Raw genomic sequence first — 16,440 nt, 5'->3', positions numbered from 1 at the left:
AAGGCGGCGTCCGGTTCCGCCGGGGTCCGTCAAATCGCCGGCCCGGCCGCCGCCGCGCTCGCCCGGCCGCCAGCGGAGCCCATGCGCTCGAAGGTCGCCAGCGCCTGCGCCACGACCTGATCCATGTTGTAGTAGCGATAGGTGGCAAGGCGACCGACGAAGGTGACGTTCGGCATCGCGTTGGCCAGGGCTTCGTAGCGCCGATAGATCGCGCGGCTTTCCTCACGGGGTACGGGATAGTACGGCTCGCCCTCCTCGGACGGCACCTCGTAGGAGATGCTGGTCTTCGCGTGCCGTTGTCCCGTCAGGTGCTTGTACTCGGTGATCCGGGTGTGGGGGATGGCGGCATCGGGGTAGTTCACCACGCCGACGGGCTGAAACTGCGGTCGGTCGTGCGTCTCGTGCCGAAAGGCCAGGCTGCGATAGGGCAGCTTGCCGAAGCGATGGTCGAAGAACTCGTCCACCGGCCCGGTGAAGACGGTATGGCCGACCTCGATCCGCTCCCGCACCATACGGTAGTCCGTGCCGGTCCTGACGGTGATGCCCGGGTGATCGAGCATCCGCTCGAACATGGCGGTGTAGCCCTCGGCGGGCATCGCCTGGAAGCGATCCAGGAAATAGCGGTCGTCGGTGTCCACGCGCGTCGGCACGCGCGCCGTGACGGATCGGTCGAGCTCGGAAGGGTCGAGACCCCACTGCTTGCGGGTGTAGCCGCGAAAGAACGTCTCGTAGAGATGGCGCCCGACCGCCGAGACGACGACATCCTCCGCGCTGCGGATTTCGGCGACCGGCTCGGCGCGCGCGGCCAGGAAGGCGGCGGCCTCGGCGTCGCTGCGAAGATCGAGCCCGTAGAGGCCGTTCACCGTGGTGCGGTTGATCGGCATCGGCAGGAGCTTGTCTTCGACGCTGGCCAGCACCCTGTGCTCGTAGGGGCGCCAGTCGGTGAAACGCGAAAGATAGTCGACGACCCTCTGGCTGTTGGTGTGAAAGATGTGCGGGCCGTAGCGATGGACGAGGACGCCCGCGGCGTCGAAGTGGTCGTAGGCATTGCCGGCGACGTGGTCGCGCCGGTCGATGACGAGGACGCGTTGCCCGGCTTGGCTGGCAAGCCGTTCGGCCAGCACCGCGCCGGCGAACCCGGCGCCGACGACGAGCGCATCGAAGCGTTCCGACCTCGACGCTCCCCCGATAGAAGGAGCGGCCGGTGCCTCGTCGTTGGCCGCCCGCGTCGCCGCATGCCTTGCCGCCAGGATGGCTTCGCCGACGATTGCGGCCATCTGCCGATGCGTGGCGTCCCAGGAGATGCCGGCGAGCACCGCGTCGGCTTCGGCGAGCCAGGGCCCGTCGCGCCTAAGGGAGAGCGCCGCCTCGCAGGCCGCCACGAAGCCGGCCGCGTCGGCGGCGATGCGCACCCCGTGAAGCTCGCCGTAGTGGCGCACCACGTCGGCGATCGGGGTCGACACCACGGGGCGTCCGCCCGCCAGGTATTCCGGCGTCTTGGTCGGGCTGATGAAGCGCGTCGCCTCGTTCAGGGCGAACGGCATGAGCGCGACATCCCAGCCCGAAAGATAGGCGGGGAGCTCGTCATACGCCTTCCCGCCGAGCCAGTGGATGTTGGGCGCGCGCGGCAGGTCGGCGGCGTCGAGCTTGGCGACCGGGCCGAGCATGGCGATGGTCCAGTTGGGACGAAGCGACGCCACCTCGGCCAGAAGGTCGAGGTCCAGGCGTTCGTCGATCACTCCGTAGAAGCCGAGCACCGGACCGGGGAGCCTCGCCTGATCGGCGGGGGGACGAAGCCGCCCCTCCCGAGCCTGCCCGAAATGGGTCGCATCGACCGCCGAGGGGAAGGGATGGATATTGGCATGCCGGTGGCGCTTGGCCTCGTAGAGGCTCCAGCCGCCGGTGAATACGGCGTCCGCCCGCGCGATCAGCCGCTCCTCGAGCTCGACGAGCCGAGGATCCGCGAAACGGAACGCGGTCAATTCGTCCATGCAGTCGTAGACGACCGCCGCGGCCTCCACGCCGCCGGCGAAGGCGAACATCATCGGCGTATAGAACCAGAGCACAGGGGCCGCTGTGGTCGCGGTATCGATCAGCATGCCCAACAGCTGCGCCAGGCCGGCCTCGCGCTCAGGCACGCTCCACCAATGCGGCAGGCGAGGCCGAAGCGCGATGACCCCATCCTCTGGGAAAGGATGGAATTCGAGAAACGGCAAATGATGATCGCAAGGGATGAACTCCTCGAGGAAGAACACCTTCCGATCACGTGCGAAGCGTCGCATAAGATGTTGCGGTCGCTGGGTCACAAAGTCCCAGCGCAGATGCGAAAAGCAGATGATGGGAGCGTCGTCTTGAGGTTGCTTGAAGCCATCGCCGAACTTTGCTCCCGGAGATCCGGAAACCGCAGGTAACTCCGGCGTCATGGCCACCCCTTCGCGTCGTGGCAGCTGAACTAGCCGATTACGCCATCGTTCCGCGATAGGGCGATTTGAAGCGGGGCTGTTCCTGTAGCAGGGAACGGAAACGGCCCACCGTGTGCGGCCAGGTCCAGCGCGCGCGGGCGATTTCGCGGGGCCGGAAACTCGGCAGCGTGTCCAGCATCGCGACGATCGCCTGTCCGAACCGCTCGGCGGGCGCCGTCCGCCCCGTCTCGGGCGTGATGAACTGGAGACCGCAGGCGAGGCGCTCGTTGGCAAGGACCGGCAGTCCGGCGAGCATGTACTCGGTGAGGATCGCCGGAGCGCCGTCGTCCTGCCCGCAGACGATCCCGATCTTGGCGAGGTTCATCAGGCGATTGACCTCGGCGAAGGGCACGCCCGGCGGACCGACGAAGTCGATGTCGAGGCCGCGCTCGGCGGCTTGCGCTCGCAGGGTCTCGGCCATCTCGCCGTAGCCGAAGACGCAAAGCGCCCGCAGGCGACGCGGCGCATGGGTCAGCGCGTCGAACAGGATGTCGTGCCGCTTGTAGGGCTGCGCCGCCGCGACATAGACGACATCGTAGGGTTTCTCGCCGCCCAGCGGACGGAACGTCTCGTCGTCGGCGAATTCCGGCCCGATCGGCATGATCGCGGTGGCCATGCCGGGATGGCGCGCCTCGACCTCGTCGGACTGCCACTGCGCGCCGGTCAGAACAAGGTCGAAATGGCGGCTCACCGTGGGAGGCACGCGAAGCGAGGGCGCGTCGATCGAATTGTAGACCTTGAAGCTACGCTCGCAGGCGGCCAGGATACGCTCGTCCACGCCAAGCCCCAGAACCACGAGGATATGAGGCGCACCGACGGTCTCGATGAAGCGCAGCATGTGCCGCGAGGCGAAGGGTGCGTCCTCCACGTCGAGCCTGAACACGCGGCGCGCGAGATGAGCGCTGTCACGCTGCAGCGGCGGCGGCTCGGCGGCGCGGCTGTGGTGCCAGATCTCGCAGGTCTCAACGATCCCGGCATGGACGCAGGCCAGGGGAAGGCGTTCGAGATACCCGCCGGTCACGCGCACGGGTTCCACATCGAGAGCTTCGGAACCATGAGGCGCGAAGGGTTCGCGCAGGAGCCGCTCGGGCCATTCGTTCGCGCGCTCGTCCAGCGTCTCGGCACTGTGTTGGTGCGCCGGCCAGCCCTCCACGAGGTCTCCGAGGACGACGATGGAAGGCTGCTCCGTCAACGCCGCCGGCGTGCCAAGATTCATTCGAAAGCCTCCCCAATCGCCCGAAACCGTCGCGCCGAAGGCTGACGGCCGTTCAGCAGACGTCAATTTGGGAAGGGCGTGCGGGAGTCGAGCCTTCTACCGTCGAACTCGTGCGATGAGGATCTGCCCAAGGGAATGGCCGGCGCTGAAGTCTGCCAGAAATCAGAGATCTCGGAGCCGACGTTCCACAACTCGCGCAAGCGGGTCGGCTTCAGTGGAGAGACGTCACGCATGGCTGTGGACATGATCGGTCGGTCAGAATGTGGCCTGCCGACAATTGTGAGGTCGGGCGGTTCGTCCACGAGGCGGTCACTTCGCACTCTGCCCGCGTGGACGGGCTTTACGATCAAAAGGTCTCGCTCGGGAACCAAAAGCTCAATGGCTGGTTCGGCGCGGCGTGAGCGGGCTCGGCCCGACCGCCAGCGCGAGGAAAGAGCCGCCCATGACCGTCCGTTACAAGCTCGGCTGCGAGCTGACCTATGAGATCAAAGGCCCGACGGTCTTCATCTTCAATCTGGAGGTCGCCAAGCTGCGGCGGCACATCGATCTCGTCGAGCGGTTGACGATCCAGCCGGACCGGCCGTTGCGCACCTATACGGTGCCGGATGTCCGCAACCGCTATTTCAGCCTGGAAGCCGGGGCGGGACCCCTCGAACTGCGCTACGAGGCGGAGGTGACGCTGGATGTCTACCGCGCCGACCCGGCGACGATCCGCGAAACGCCGGTCGCCGAATTGCCGCTCGACATCATGCCCTTTCTCCTACCCTCGCGCTTCGTGTCCTCCGACCGCCTTGCCGCCTTCGCGCAGCGCGAGTTCGGCCATCTCGAACAGGGCCATTCGCGCGTGACGGCCATCTGCAACTGGCTCTACGACCATATCGACTATCGGCGCGGGGCTTCGAACGAGCAGACCACCGCCGACGAGAGCCTGCTGCTGCGGGCCGGCGTATGCCGCGACTTTGCCCATATCGGCATCGCCTTCTGCCGGGCGCTCAACATCCCGGCGCGCTTCGTCAGCTGCTATGCCTATGGGCTCGAGCCGAGCGACTTCCATGCCGTGTTCGAAGCCTATCTCGACGGGCGCTGGTGGCTGTTCGACGGCACGCGGCAAGCCAATCTCGACGGGCTGGTGCGGATCGGCGTCGGGCGCGACGCGGCCGAGATCGCCTTTTCCTGGCCGTTCGGCGAGATGGAACCCGGCAAGGTGCAGATCACCATCGAACATGTCGACGGTTCGCCGGAAGCGCCGGGACGCACCACCGACGCGATCTCGACGGAGGAGCCGGCGCCGAATGCCGGGGCAAGATGACGGCGTGTGCCGACCGACCCCGCTGCCTCGGCTTCGTCCGACATTCCGTCGGACGCGAAGCAAGGCCGCATCTTTCGGTCTTACGGCAGGAAGGACTGCCGCCTCAGCCAGGCCTCGTACCATCCCGGCCAAGCCGCGCTAGGCTCGCCCGGCCGGCCCATGCCGAAGCCATGACCGCCGCTGGCGAGCCGATGCCACTCGATCGCGACGCCGGCATCGCGGCAGGCTCGCGCGAGAAGGGCGCCGTTGGCGGGAGCGGCGATCGGATCGTCCAGGGCCTCGACCAGGAGCAACGGCGGACAATCGGCGTGGACATGCGTTTCCACCGACCAGCGTGCGCTTTGCGACCGCGTCGGATGCCGCCCGACAAGGATGCGGCGCGTCGACGTGTCGTCATAGGGCGGCAGAAGCGTCACGATCGGATAGAGGAGGGCGAGCGCGCTTGGACGGGCCGAATGCCGGTCGGCCGCGTCGACCGGCTCGTAGCTTGACTCGGCCGCGCAGCTTGCGGCCATGCCGAGAAGATGGCCGCCCGCCGAAAAGCCAAGCGCGCCGATCCGCTCCGGATCGATATCCGGCACGCGCCCGCCGCGAAGCAGCCGGAGGGCACGCTGCGCATCCTGAAGCGGCGCGAGCGGACCGTTGACCCAGCCCTCCGCCGGCAGACGATAGCGCAGGATGCAGGCCGTGATGCCGCGCGCCGCGAGCCAAAGGGCGGCCCGGCGGGCCTCCTTCCCGATCTCGATCCGCCGATAGCCGCCGCCAGCGGCGACAAGTATGGCGCTGCCATTCGGCCTTGCCGGCCGGACGATCTCGATCGCCGGAACGGCGATGTTGCGCAGGGCGCCACCGGATGCTTGCAGGGGCTCGCCGGAAGGACCGCCGCCGCCCGGCGCCACGCCCGGCCAGAGAGCCAGGAGCTCGCTCGGCGCGGCCCGGCTCCTCGTTCCTGGCACGAGCATCGCCGCGAACAGGGTCAGGACGTGCCGCCGGCTGATCATGGCTGCGCCTCGAACTTCGGATCGACACGAGGCTCCGGCGTCCTTCACGGGATCAGGCGGTCGGCGCGGAGACGCGCGAAGAGGTCGAAGAAGGCCTCGTCCGTCGCCTGATAGGCGGTGAAACCGAGACGCCGGCTCTTGCTCATGTCGGTGACCACTTCAATGGGCCGGCCAAGATCGGCATCCGTGTGCCAGGGCGAGGCGAGGCGGGACAGGTCCGGCTCGGCAAGGCCCTCGCGCTCGGCGATCCGGCGCCAGAGCGGCGCGTCGTCCTTCATCTGCTCTTCCAACGGGAGCACAGTGCCGTCGAAGGGCGCGGACTCCAGCCCGAACCAGTCGGCGATCCGCCCCCACATCCAGTTCCAGCGGAAGACGTCACCATTGACGATGTTGAAGTCCTCGTTCGCCGCCGCCGGCGTCGTCGCCGCCCAGAGGAGCTGCCGGGCGAGCTGGCGCGCGTCGGTCATGTCGGTGAGGCCGTTCCACTGCGCGGCGGAGCCCGGAAAGCGGAAGGGACGGCCCGTTTCACGGCAGAGCGTCGCATAGACGGCGAGCGTTGTGCCCATGTTCATGGCGTTGCCGACCGCCTTGCCGATCACCGTATGCGGGCGATGGACGCTCCAGGCGAAGCCGTCGCGGCGGGCGGCGGCGAAGACCTCGTCTTCCTGCGCGTAGTAGAAGTTCGCGACGTCGAGGCGGCCTTGGGACTCGCGGAACGGCGTCTGGGGCAGGGTGCCTTTGCCATAGGCCTCGAACGGGCCGAGATAGTGCTTGAGGCCCGTCACCAGAGCGACGTGGCGCACCGTTCCCGTCGGCCGCAGCCCATCGAGAAGGTTGCGGACCATGGCGGCGTTGACGCGGATGTTCTCGGCCTCCGTATCCTGGCGCAGCCATGTCGTGATGAAGGCCGCGTCCGGATTCAGGTCGCGAAGCGCCGCCGCCGTGGCGGCCGTGTCCTGGAGGTCGGCCGCGACGGGAATGACGCCCGGATGCTCGACGGGGCGCCGCGCAAGGCCGTGCACCGTCCAGCCGTTCTCCAGAAGAAAAGCCGCCGTCGCGCTGCCGACGATGCCGCTGGAGCCCACCACCAATGCCGTCCGTGTCATGCCGTTGTCCTTCTCGTTGCATCACGAGCTAGGAGGCCTTGCGGGAGGCGTCCAGACGGCACCATTTGGGGACATAGGCACCAAGAGGTATCCATCGATGCGACCGGGAACGCCCGACGATGACTGGCGGGAGGACTGCGCGCCGCGCCGCGTGCTCGAACTCTTCGCCACGAAGTGGACGAGCATGGTTCTACACACGCTGCACGTCCGACATGGGGGCGCGGCACGCACCGGCGTTCTCCTGCGCAGCCTGCCTGGCATCTCCAAGAAGATGCTGACGCAGACGTTGCGCGAGATGGAGGAGAGCGGACTCGTCACGCGGCATGTCCAGGGGACGATTCCACCCGCCGTCGAGTACCGCTTGACCGTCCTCGGGCAGCGGTTCGTCGAGCCTGTCGAGAAGCTCTACGAATGGGGGCGGGTGAACTCGGACGCGCTGGACAGCCTCCGGGCCAGGCGATCCTCTCGCCGAGATCGACGGATCGACTGAGTGGCCATCCCTTTGCGCTGGCGGATATCGACGCGAAACGGCGTCGGCTTTCGGGATTTGAACCCTGCCCGTTTGTATGCCTGGGAAGGGTCGACAGCGGAACGTCCGCTTTTCGGTGCTTTTTCCCGATGGCGGACGCACAGCTATCGGCCCGTTCGGGACCTGACTTGGACAGCCGGGTAGGGAAGGGGACTGTCCGCTTCCGGGTGATCGCAGGCGTGAAGCGGACAAGACCTCGATTCAGGCAGGGGAGGCTATGCAGCACCGTTCGTATCCCCAGTCGGTGATCGTCGCACGTGCTCGCTCAGACCGCTTCGCTGAAGGCTTGTTCCGCTTCCGTACGGAAGCGATCGAACACAGCGGCGACGAGACGCACGAACGGGCGGCCGTTCTCCGTCAGTTTCAGGTGTCCGCCCTCCAGTTCGATCAGACCCTCCCTAGCGAAGGGCCTGAGTAGGGCTAGTTCGTCGGCAAAGCGATGATGCGTTTCCTCCAACTCCGTCGAGAAGGTGCACATGAGGCGCTCAATAACGCGCGCCCGGTTCCGATCATCGCCGCTGAAGCCATGGCCTCGCCGCGTCGCGAGCCTGCCAGCCGTGACCTCCGCGCGCCAATGTCCGATGTCGCTCGCATTCTGCGCAAAGCCGCCGGGCAGTTTCGAGATCGCGGATGGGCCGAAACCGATGAGAACGTCGTTGGGATCGTCCGTGTAACCCTGGAAGTTGCGACGGAGCCGCCCCTGCCGAACCGCCACGGCCAGCGGATCGTCGGGCCTGGCGAAGTGATCGATGCCGATCCGCTCGAAGCCAGCCTTTTCGAGACTGCGAGCGATCGTGGAGGCTTGGGCCAGGCGTGCTTCCGGGCCCGGCAGGGCGCTCTCGTCGATCAGCCGTTGGTTGGCCCGACGTGACGGCAGATGGGCGTAGCCGTAGAAGGCGATCCTGTCCGGCGCCATTGCCAGAACGCTCTCGAGCGTGCGCTGGAGGCTCGCCTCGGTCTGGTGCGGCAGCCCATAGACGAGGTCGAAGTTGAGGCGTCCGATCCCCGCCGCCCGCAGGACATCCACCGCGCGCTGGACTTGGCGCTGCGGCTGGAAGCGGCCGATCGCCTCCTGCACGACGGGGTCGAGATCCTGGACGCCGAGGCTCGCTCGCGTCACGCCGAGAGCCGCCAGGCCGAGGGCAAAGCCCGGGTCGACGAGGCGTGGGTCGAGCTCGATCGCGTGCTCGGCAAGCGCGCCGAGGTCGAAGTTGTCGCGGAGTTCGGACAGGACGGACGCGAGCCCATCGAGGCCCAGGATCGATGGCGTGCCCCCGCCCCAGTTGATCCGGCCGATTGCTACGCGATCCCGCAGATGGCGGGCGGCCAGCGCGATCTCGGCCAGAAGCGTAGATCGGAAAGCGTCGATGACGCTCTCCCGGCGCGCCGCCTTGGCGTGACAGCCGCAATAGTGGCAGATGTCCCGACAATAGGGGATGTGGATATAGGCCGAGACCGGCTCGTCGCTTGCCACGTCCCCGAGCCAGCGCGCCGCTTGCTCGGGCCCGACGGCGGAGGTGAAGTCCGCCGCCGTCGGATAGGAGGTGTAGCGGGGCACGCGGGCCGCCGCGAGGTGCCGGGCGAGGGTCATCGGGCGGGATCTCCCGCACCGGGCCGTCCGGCAGGGTCGCCGGCCAGTGCCGACAGACGCCGGTCCTCGCGCATCTCGAACCACATCGCGTTGAGGATGGCGAAGGCGCAAGCGAGGCCGACGCCGAGGATCCAGCTGAAATACCACATGCGCGGATGCTCCTAGTAGGCGTTGGGGTTGCGGCCGATCGAGGCGGCGGTCACCGGCCCGCGCATCACGCGGTAGACCCAGGTCGTGTAGAGGAGGATCAGGGGCAGGAAGACCGCGGTCGCGATCAGCATCACGAAGAGCGTCAGGTGGCTGGACGAAGCGTCCCAGACCGTGAGGCTGGCGTTCGGCGTCGAGGACGAGGGCAGGAGGAAGGGGAAGAGCGACAGGCCGGCCGTCGAAATGATGCCGAAGATGGCCGCGCTGGTCGCCAGGATCGTCGGCACCTTCAGTCCGAGCCGGAGGCCGGCGAAGCCCGCGAGGCTTCCCAGGAGCCCGAGGGCCGGGGCGATCAGCATCCAGGGGTGCCGACCGTAATTGGCGACCCAGGCGCCCGCCTCACGCGCCACCGTCTTCCCGAGCGGATTGGAGGGAGCGGCCATGTCCTGGGCGGAGATGACGACGTAGCCTTCCAGCCCGAAGGCCACCCAGAGCCCGCCGAGCGCGAAGAGCGCGGCCGTCAGCAGCGCCGCCCGGCCGCCATAGAGGCGTGCACGGGCCGCGACCGGACCCTCGCATCGCGCCGCGATCACCGCCGCACCCTGCGCCACGCACATGCCGACGCTCACAAGGCCCGCCAGAAGGGCGAAGGGCGAGAGAAGGCCGAAAAAGCTTCCCGAATAGGAGGCGCGGAGCGTCGCGTCGAGGCCGAAGGGCACGCCGAGGAGGACGTTGCCGACCGCCACCCCGGCAATCAGCGCCGGCACGAATCCGCCGACGAAAAGCGCCCAGTCCCAGGTTTCGCGCCAGCGCGGATCCTTGACCTTGCCCCGGAACTTGAAGCCGACGGGGCGCAGGATCAGGGCGAGCAGGATCGCGATCATCGCGAGGTAGAAGCCGGAGAAGCTCGCGGCGTAGAGCGCCGGCCAGGCGGCGAAGACCGCGCCGCCTCCGAGCACCAGCCAGACCTGGTTGCCTTCCCAGGTCGGGCCGACGAGGTTGATGAGGATGCGCCGCTCTTCGTCGGTCCTGGCCGCGAAGGGTAGGAGGGTGCCGACGCCGAGATCGTAGCCGTCCATGACGGCGAAGCCGATCAGGAGGATGCCGAGCAGCGCCCACCAGACGAGACGCATCGTCTCGTAGTCGAGGGGAATGTGGGTCATGTCCATTGCCTTGGGAATCGAGGTCAGCGCGTTTCCGGCGCGGCGGCCGCGCCGACGGGGATCGTCCGGGAACCACCGACGCCGTCGAGGAGCACGTCGGTCTTCGAGGGGCCTGCCTTGATGACCTTCAGCATCAGGACCACCATCACGACGGCGAGCGTCGAATAGACCGTCAGGAAGAAGCCGAGGCTGATCGCGAGGTCCGTGAGGCCGAGACCGGACGCCGCGTAGAAGGTCGGCAGCACGCCTTCCACCGCCCAGGGCTGGCGCCCGTACTCGGCGATGAACCAGCCGGCCTCGATCGCGATCCAGGGCGTCGGCAGCGAGAGGAGCGCGATCCAGAGGAGCGTGCGGCTCTCGCCGATGCGATGGCGCGAGGCGAGGACGAAGGCCACCGCGAAGAAGGCGATGAGATAGAGCCCGCAGGCCACCATCAGGCGGAAGCTCCAGAAGAGCGGCGCGACCCCCGGCACCGTGTCGAAGGCGGCCTGCGTGATCTCCTCCTGCGTCGCGTTCTCCACATCGTCGCGATATCGCTTGAGGAGGAGGGCGTAGCCGAGGTCGCGCCAGCCGGCCGAGAATGTCTCGCGCGCCGCCATGTCCTTGCCGTCGGCGCGGATGCGCTGGAGGGCCTCGTAGGCGACGATGCCGTTCTTGATGCGCTGGCCGGCGGTTTCCACGAGGTCGAGGATGCCCGGGATCTCGCCCGACAGGGAGCGCGTCGCCATCAGACCGAGCGCATAGGGGATCTGCACCTCGAAGGAGTTCTCCCGGTCGCCCGGCACCGCGAAGAGGTTGAACCCGGCGGGGGCTGGCTCGGTGTGCCACATCGCCTCCATCGCCGCGATCTTCATCTTCTGGTGCTCGGTCGCGGCATAGCCGCTCTCGTCGCCGAGGACGACGACCGATAGGGACGAGGCGAGGCCGAACGAGGCGGCGACGGCGATCGAGCGCTTGGCGAGGTCGACGTGCCGGCCGCGCAGGAGAAACCAGGCGCTGACGGAGAGAACGAACATGGCGCCCGTGACATAGCCGGCCGACACCGTGTGGACGAACTTCGCCTGGGCGACCGGGTTGAAGATCACCGCCATGAAGTCGGTGATCTCCATGCGCATCGTGTCGGGGTTGAAGGTCGCGCCGACCGGGTTCTGCATCCACCCGTTGGCGATCAGGATCCAAAGCGCCGAGAAGTTGGCGCCGAGCGCGACCAGCCAGGTGACGACGAGATGGCCGACGCGGCTCAGGCGGTCCCAGCCGAAGAAGAAGAGGCCGATGAAGGTCGCCTCGAGGAAGAAGGCCATCAGGCCCTCGATCGCCAGCGGCGCGCCGAACACGTCGCCGACATAGTGGGAATAGTAGCTCCAGTTCATGCCGAACTGGAATTCCATGACGATGCCGGTGGCGACGCCCATGGCGAAGTTGATGCCGAAGAGCGTGCCCCAGAAGAGCGTCATGCGCCGCCAGACCTCGCGGCCCGTCATCACGTAGACGCTCTCCATGATCGCCATCATGAAGGACAGGCCGAGCGTCAGCGGCACGAAGAGGAAGTGGTACATCGCCGTTGCCGCGAACTGGAGCCGCGACAGGTCGACGACCGTCATGTCGATCATGATCGTTCACCCGGAAGTTGAAGCCGGCACCCCGCCGGCCGTCCCCGAATCCTCTAGGCCCGCGCTTCGCCGGGCGCCTTGATTTGAATCAAGGCACCGCGTGAACCCGCCCGCTAAGCCACGCCCATCGGTCACAAGGGCGGACGGCGATGGCGATGGACATATCCGCGGAACGCGCGCAGGGACGCTGGATGGCGGGGCTTCGGCGCTTCGGCGGCTGGCCCCTGGCGCTGGCGCTCGGCGCGCCGCTCGTCTCGGGCATTCTTCTCCTCGGCCAGGCATTCCTCCTGTCGCGTCTCCTCGGCCGTGCGATCGGCGAAGGGGTCCCGGTCTCGGACCTCGGGGGCGACGTCATGGCTTTCGGCGGACTGCTTCTCGCCCGCATCCTCCTCGGGCTCGCCGGGGAGGTCGGCGCGGCGGCGGGGGCGGAGCGGATCAAGCTCGCCTTGCGTCGTGCCCTCTTCGATAGGCTCCTCACGGAGCATCCGGCGTGGAGCGCCGCCCGCCCGTCCGGCGCGCTCGGCACGGCGCTCGTCGATCACGTCGAGGCGCTCGACGGCTTCTTCCTGCGCTTCCTCCCGGCAGCGGTCGGCGCCGCCGTCCTGCCGCTCGCCTTCGCGGTCGCGGCGATGGCGGTGGACTGGGTCGTCGGGCTCCTGTTCCTTCTCACCGCACCGCTGATCCCGGTCTTCATGGCGCTGGCCGGCTGGGGTGCGAAGAGCGCGGCCGAAGCGCAGGCGAGCGCGCTCGCGCGCCTGTCCGGCCACTTTGCCGACCGGCTGCGCGGATTGACGACGCTGGCCCTTCTCGGGCGCGGCGAAGCCGAGGCGGAGCGCGCCGAGAGCGCGACGGACGAGCTGCGCCGCCGAACCTTGCGCGTCCTTCGCATCGCCTTCCTCTCCTCGGCGGTGCTGGAGTTCTTCGCCGCGCTCGGCGTCGCCGGCGTCGCCCTCTATGTCGGGCTCACCTATCTCGGCCTGGTCGGCCTTCATGCCCACGGCCTGACCTTGCAGGCCGGCCTGTTCTGCCTCCTGATGGCGCCGGACGTGTATCAGCCGCTGCGCACCATGGCGGCCCATTACCACGACCGCGCCGGCGCCAAGGCTGCGGTGGCCGAACTCTCGACGCTGTTCGGGACGCTGCCCGATCTCGGCGCGAAGCGGGAGGAGCCGGCCGTAACGGGTCGGCTTCCGGAAGGCCCGCTCGGCTTGACCGCCGGCGGGCTGGTCGTCTCGACGCCCGACGGCGCGCGTAGGATCCTTCGGGATGTCGACCTGTCCATCGCTCCGGGAGCCCGTGTCGCGCTGGAAGGCCCGAGCGGCATCGGCAAGTCCACGCTCTTGGAGCGGCTCGCAGGCCTCAGGGCAGGCGAGGGAACCGTGCTCCTCGGCGGCGTTGCCTTGTCCGGGATCGGAGAGGCGGCCCTTCGCGAGCGCGTCGCCTTCCTACCTCAGCGTCCGCATCTCTTCGTCGGCACGATCCGCGACAACATTCGCTTCGGGCGGACAGGTGCGGGAGACGCCGAGGTCGAGGCGGCCGCGGCGCGGGCCTGCGTCGATGCCTTCGCGACCGAGCTGCCGCTCGGCCTCGACACGCCGGTCGGGGAGAACGGGCTTGGACTGTCGGGCGGCGAGCGTCATCGCGTCGCGCTGGCCCGGCTCTACCTGCGCGACCCGTCGCTGATCCTTCTCGACGAACCGACGGCCCATCTCGATCCGGCGACGGAGGCCGAGGTGCTGCGTGGCCTCCTGGAGTTTACCGCAGGGCGGACGCTGCTCGTCGCCACCCATTCGGCCCGCGTCGCCCGCATGCTGGGGACGTCGCTGCGCTTCCGGGACGGTCGTCTCGTTCCCGTGCCGAAACCGCGCATCGATCTGGAGACCGCCGCATGAGCGCGCTTTTGGCCTTTCGCCCGCTCTTCGCGCCCCATGCGCGCGGCTTCCTCCTCGCGCTCGTCCTGTCGATCGTCGGGGTCGGCGCCGGCATCCTTCTCCTCGGGGTCTCCGGCTGGTTTCTCACCGCCGCGAGTCTGACGACGCTCGGCGCCGCCTTCAACCTCTTCGGCCCGTCGGCGGCCGTTCGGGGCCTGTCTTTCCTGCGGATCGGCGCACGCTACGGCGAGAAGCTCGCGGGCCACGACGCGACGCTCCGGACCCTCGGCACGATCCGGGCCTGGACCTTCCGTCGAATGCTGCCGCGCGTCTCTCCCGCCGACCGCGCCGTCCGGCGCGGCGATCTCGTCTCGCGCCTCACCGCCGACGTCGACGCGCTCGACACCGTGTTCTTGTTGGCAATCGGGCCGCTCCTCGCGAGTCTCGCGGTCGGCGTGGGGCTCTTCGTGGCGCTCCACCACCTCCTGCCGCAAGCCGCGCCGATCTACGCGGCCGGATCGCTCGCGGCCGGCTTGCTCGTGCCGCTCGGGCTCGCGATCGTGGGGCGGTCGGGCGGCGCGGCGATCCGGGCGGCCTCGGCCGACCTGCGCGCCGCCGCCCTCGACGGCGTGGATGGTCATGCCGACCTGATCGCCTTCGGCCGCGCCGACGAGGCGGCGTCCGACGTCTCCGCCCGCGCCGGGCGCCTCGGTGCCCTGCGCAGGCGACAGTGTCGGCGGGCAGCCATAGGATCGGCCGCCGTCCAGTTCCTCGCCGGGGCAACGGGTCTTGGCGTGCTCCTCGCAGGCCTTGCGGCGCTGGAGAGCGGCACGATCGGCGGTCCGCTGCTCGCCGGCTTGGTGCTCGCCGTCCTCGGCAGCTTCGAGGGGAGCGCGCTGATCCTTCGCGGCACCTCCCGCCTCGGCGAGGCGCAAGAGGCAGCCCGGCGTCTGCGTGATCTTGCCGACCGTCTGCCCGCGATCGTGGAGCCGGCCGCGCCTTCCTGCCTGCCCGAAGGGGGATCGCTCGCCTGCGAATGGGTGACCTTCGGCTTCGACCCCGCCCGGCCGGTCCTGCGCGACGTCTGCCTGACGGTGGGCACCGGCGAGCATGTCGCGATCCGGGGTCCGAGCGGCTCGGGCAAGTCCGCCCTCCTGCACCTGTTCCTGCGTTTGTCGGACCCGCAGGGCGGGCGCGTCCTCGTGTCGGGCATCGACGTTCGCCGTTGCGGCCTGTCCGCCCTACGCTCTCGTGTCGCCTTCCTTGAGCAGGACGCGCCGGTCTTTCTCGACACGGTGCGCGGCAACCTGCTGCTCGGCTGCCCCAAGGCCCGCGACGAGGAGCTCTGGAGCACGCTCGAGCAGGTACGCCTGGCTCCGCTCGTGCGCTCGATGCCGCTCGGCCTCGACACGCCGCTGGGCGAAGCCGGCCGCACGCTCTCGGCCGGCGAGGCGCGGCGCCTCTGCCTGGCCCGCGTCCTGCTCTCTCCGGCGGAGATCCTCGTCCTTGACGAGCCAACGAGCGGCCTCGACCGCCAGACGGAGGCGGCTTTCCTCGACGACATCGCGGCAACCTGCGCCGGCCGCACGGTGGTGCTCGCGACCCATGCCGACCTGCCGGCCGGCGCCTTCGACCGCACGTTCAAGCTGGTGAACGGCGGACTGGTTCAGGAACCGTGATCGGGCAGGCCCGCCACCGCCTTGAGGGCGCGGGCGTCGACGATCTCGATCGCGTGCGGGTCCGGCATGGCGATCAGGTTCTGGTTCCGCAGCTTGGTGAAGGAGCGGCTCACCGTCTCGACCGTCATGCCGAGATAGTCGGCGATGTCGCCCCGCCCCATCGGCAGGCGGACGGGGCTCGGAGCGAGACGGTGCTCGACGGTTCGCGCCGAGAGAAGCACGAGGAAGCTTGCCAGCTTCTCCACCGGCGCAAGGCGGCCGAGGATGAGCTGATGTTCGCGCGCCTGCCGCAGCGCCGCGCGCGTGAAGTGATGCAGCCGGTCCCGGAGCTTGGGGAAGCGCTCGGTCAGCGCCTCCATCTGCCGGACCGGGAAGGCGCACAGAGCCGAGGGTTCGACGGCCTCGGCGCTGGCGGAGTGGACTTCGTCGTCGGCAAGCCCGAGATAGTCGCCGGGCATCAGGAAGCCGGTGATCTGGCGGCGCCCGTCAGGCAGGGCGACGGAGAGCCGCAACATGCCGGCCGTCAGCGTGAAGACCCGCGTTCTGGCCTGGCCCTCCTCGACGAGCGTCTCGTTCGGACCCAGGCGGCGGGAGGTCATGATGCGCTCCAGGGCTCCGACCTCGTCGTCCTCCAGCGCCGCGCAGACCGCCATCGTGCGCACGTCGCACTGGCCGCACGCTCCGCATGGCTGGCGATGCGGCTCCCTGCCGATCGTTCTGTCGAGGACCTGTCCCATGACGAAGGATATGGCCTCA

Annotated in this window: 13 protein-coding genes; 4 read left to right on the top strand and 9 right to left on the bottom strand. The window is 68.8% G+C overall.

Features of this window, described 5'->3' with window-relative positions; all coding sequences use genetic code 11:
* Positions 1-29: 29 nt before the first annotated feature.
* Positions 30-2,282 (bottom strand): UDP-galactopyranose mutase, encoded by a 2,253-nt coding sequence (gene glf, locus IEY14_RS11525; protein WP_188909231.1) that lies wholly within the window; start codon positions 2,280-2,282, stop codon positions 30-32.
* Between the two features lie 178 nt (positions 2,283-2,460).
* Positions 2,461-3,678, bottom strand: coding sequence for a glycosyltransferase (locus IEY14_RS11520; protein ID WP_188908548.1), 1,218 nt, complete (start codon positions 3,676-3,678; stop codon positions 2,461-2,463).
* 442 nt (positions 3,679-4,120) lie between these two features.
* Here IEY14_RS11520 and IEY14_RS11515 point away from each other — a divergent pair, with 442 nt between their 5' ends.
* On the top strand, positions 4,121-4,987 hold the full coding sequence (locus IEY14_RS11515; RefSeq protein WP_188908546.1) for a transglutaminase-like domain-containing protein: 867 nt from the start codon (positions 4,121-4,123) through the stop codon (positions 4,985-4,987).
* Positions 4,988-5,067: 80 nt separating this feature from the next.
* On the opposite strand, the gene IEY14_RS11510 is transcribed toward IEY14_RS11515, so the two are convergent.
* Both IEY14_RS11510 and IEY14_RS11505 read right to left on the bottom strand, forming a co-directional pair.
* Entirely contained in the window at positions 5,068-5,988 is a 921-nt protein-coding gene (locus IEY14_RS11510) for an alpha/beta hydrolase (protein ID WP_188908545.1), read from the bottom strand.
* A gap of 44 nt (positions 5,989-6,032) precedes the next feature.
* On the bottom strand, positions 6,033-7,094 hold the full coding sequence (locus IEY14_RS11505; RefSeq protein ID WP_188908542.1) for an SDR family oxidoreductase: 1,062 nt from the start codon (positions 7,092-7,094) through the stop codon (positions 6,033-6,035).
* A 97-nt stretch (positions 7,095-7,191) separates the two neighbouring features.
* On the opposite strand from IEY14_RS11505, the gene IEY14_RS11500 reads away from it, so the two are divergent.
* Positions 7,192-7,584 carry a winged helix-turn-helix transcriptional regulator gene (locus IEY14_RS11500; protein WP_188908540.1) on the top strand — a complete coding sequence of 131 codons (393 nt, stop codon included), beginning with the start codon at positions 7,192-7,194 and terminating at the stop codon, positions 7,582-7,584.
* 304 nt (positions 7,585-7,888) lie between these two features.
* Here the strand turns inward: IEY14_RS11500 and hemN are convergent, their stop codons facing one another.
* From hemN to IEY14_RS11480, 4 genes are read right to left on the bottom strand one after another with little or no spacing between them, the layout of a single operon-like run.
* Entirely contained in the window at positions 7,889-9,214 is a 1,326-nt protein-coding gene (hemN, locus tag IEY14_RS11495) for an oxygen-independent coproporphyrinogen III oxidase (RefSeq protein WP_188908538.1), read from the bottom strand.
* Entirely contained in the window at positions 9,211-9,363 is a 153-nt protein-coding gene (gene cydX, locus IEY14_RS11490) for a cytochrome bd-I oxidase subunit CydX (protein ID WP_182422368.1), read from the bottom strand. The genes hemN and cydX overlap by 4 nt, the downstream gene beginning before the upstream one ends.
* 12 nt (positions 9,364-9,375) lie before the next feature.
* On the bottom strand, positions 9,376-10,524 hold the full coding sequence (cydB, locus tag IEY14_RS11485) for a cytochrome d ubiquinol oxidase subunit II (protein ID WP_188908536.1): 1,149 nt from the start codon (positions 10,522-10,524) through the stop codon (positions 9,376-9,378).
* A 23-nt stretch (positions 10,525-10,547) separates the two neighbouring features.
* Entirely contained in the window at positions 10,548-12,131 is a 1,584-nt protein-coding gene (locus tag IEY14_RS11480) for a cytochrome ubiquinol oxidase subunit I (protein WP_210318403.1), read from the bottom strand.
* Positions 12,132-12,289: 158 nt separating this feature from the next.
* Here IEY14_RS11480 and cydD point away from each other — a divergent pair, with 158 nt between their 5' ends.
* Positions 12,290-14,026, top strand: coding sequence for a thiol reductant ABC exporter subunit CydD (cydD, locus tag IEY14_RS11475; protein ID WP_244639446.1), 1,737 nt, complete (start codon positions 12,290-12,292; stop codon positions 14,024-14,026).
* A complete protein-coding gene (gene cydC, locus IEY14_RS11470) occupies positions 14,023-15,684 on the top strand; it encodes a thiol reductant ABC exporter subunit CydC (protein WP_188908530.1) in 1,662 nt (553 codons plus the stop codon). The genes cydD and cydC overlap by 4 nt, the downstream gene beginning before the upstream one ends.
* Here the strand turns inward: cydC and IEY14_RS11465 are convergent.
* Positions 15,672-16,421, bottom strand: coding sequence for a Crp/Fnr family transcriptional regulator (locus IEY14_RS11465; RefSeq protein WP_373288968.1), 750 nt, complete (start codon positions 16,419-16,421; stop codon positions 15,672-15,674). The genes cydC and IEY14_RS11465 overlap by 13 nt on opposite strands.
* Between the last annotated feature and the right edge of the window lie 19 nt (positions 16,422-16,440).

Source organism: Aureimonas endophytica, from assembly GCF_014642635.1.
In the GTDB taxonomy this organism is placed as follows: Bacteria; Pseudomonadota; Alphaproteobacteria; order Rhizobiales; family Rhizobiaceae; genus Plantimonas; species Plantimonas endophytica.
The sequence above is the reverse complement of the archived record's forward strand: the minus strand, read 5'-3'. Positions and strand labels throughout refer to the sequence as shown.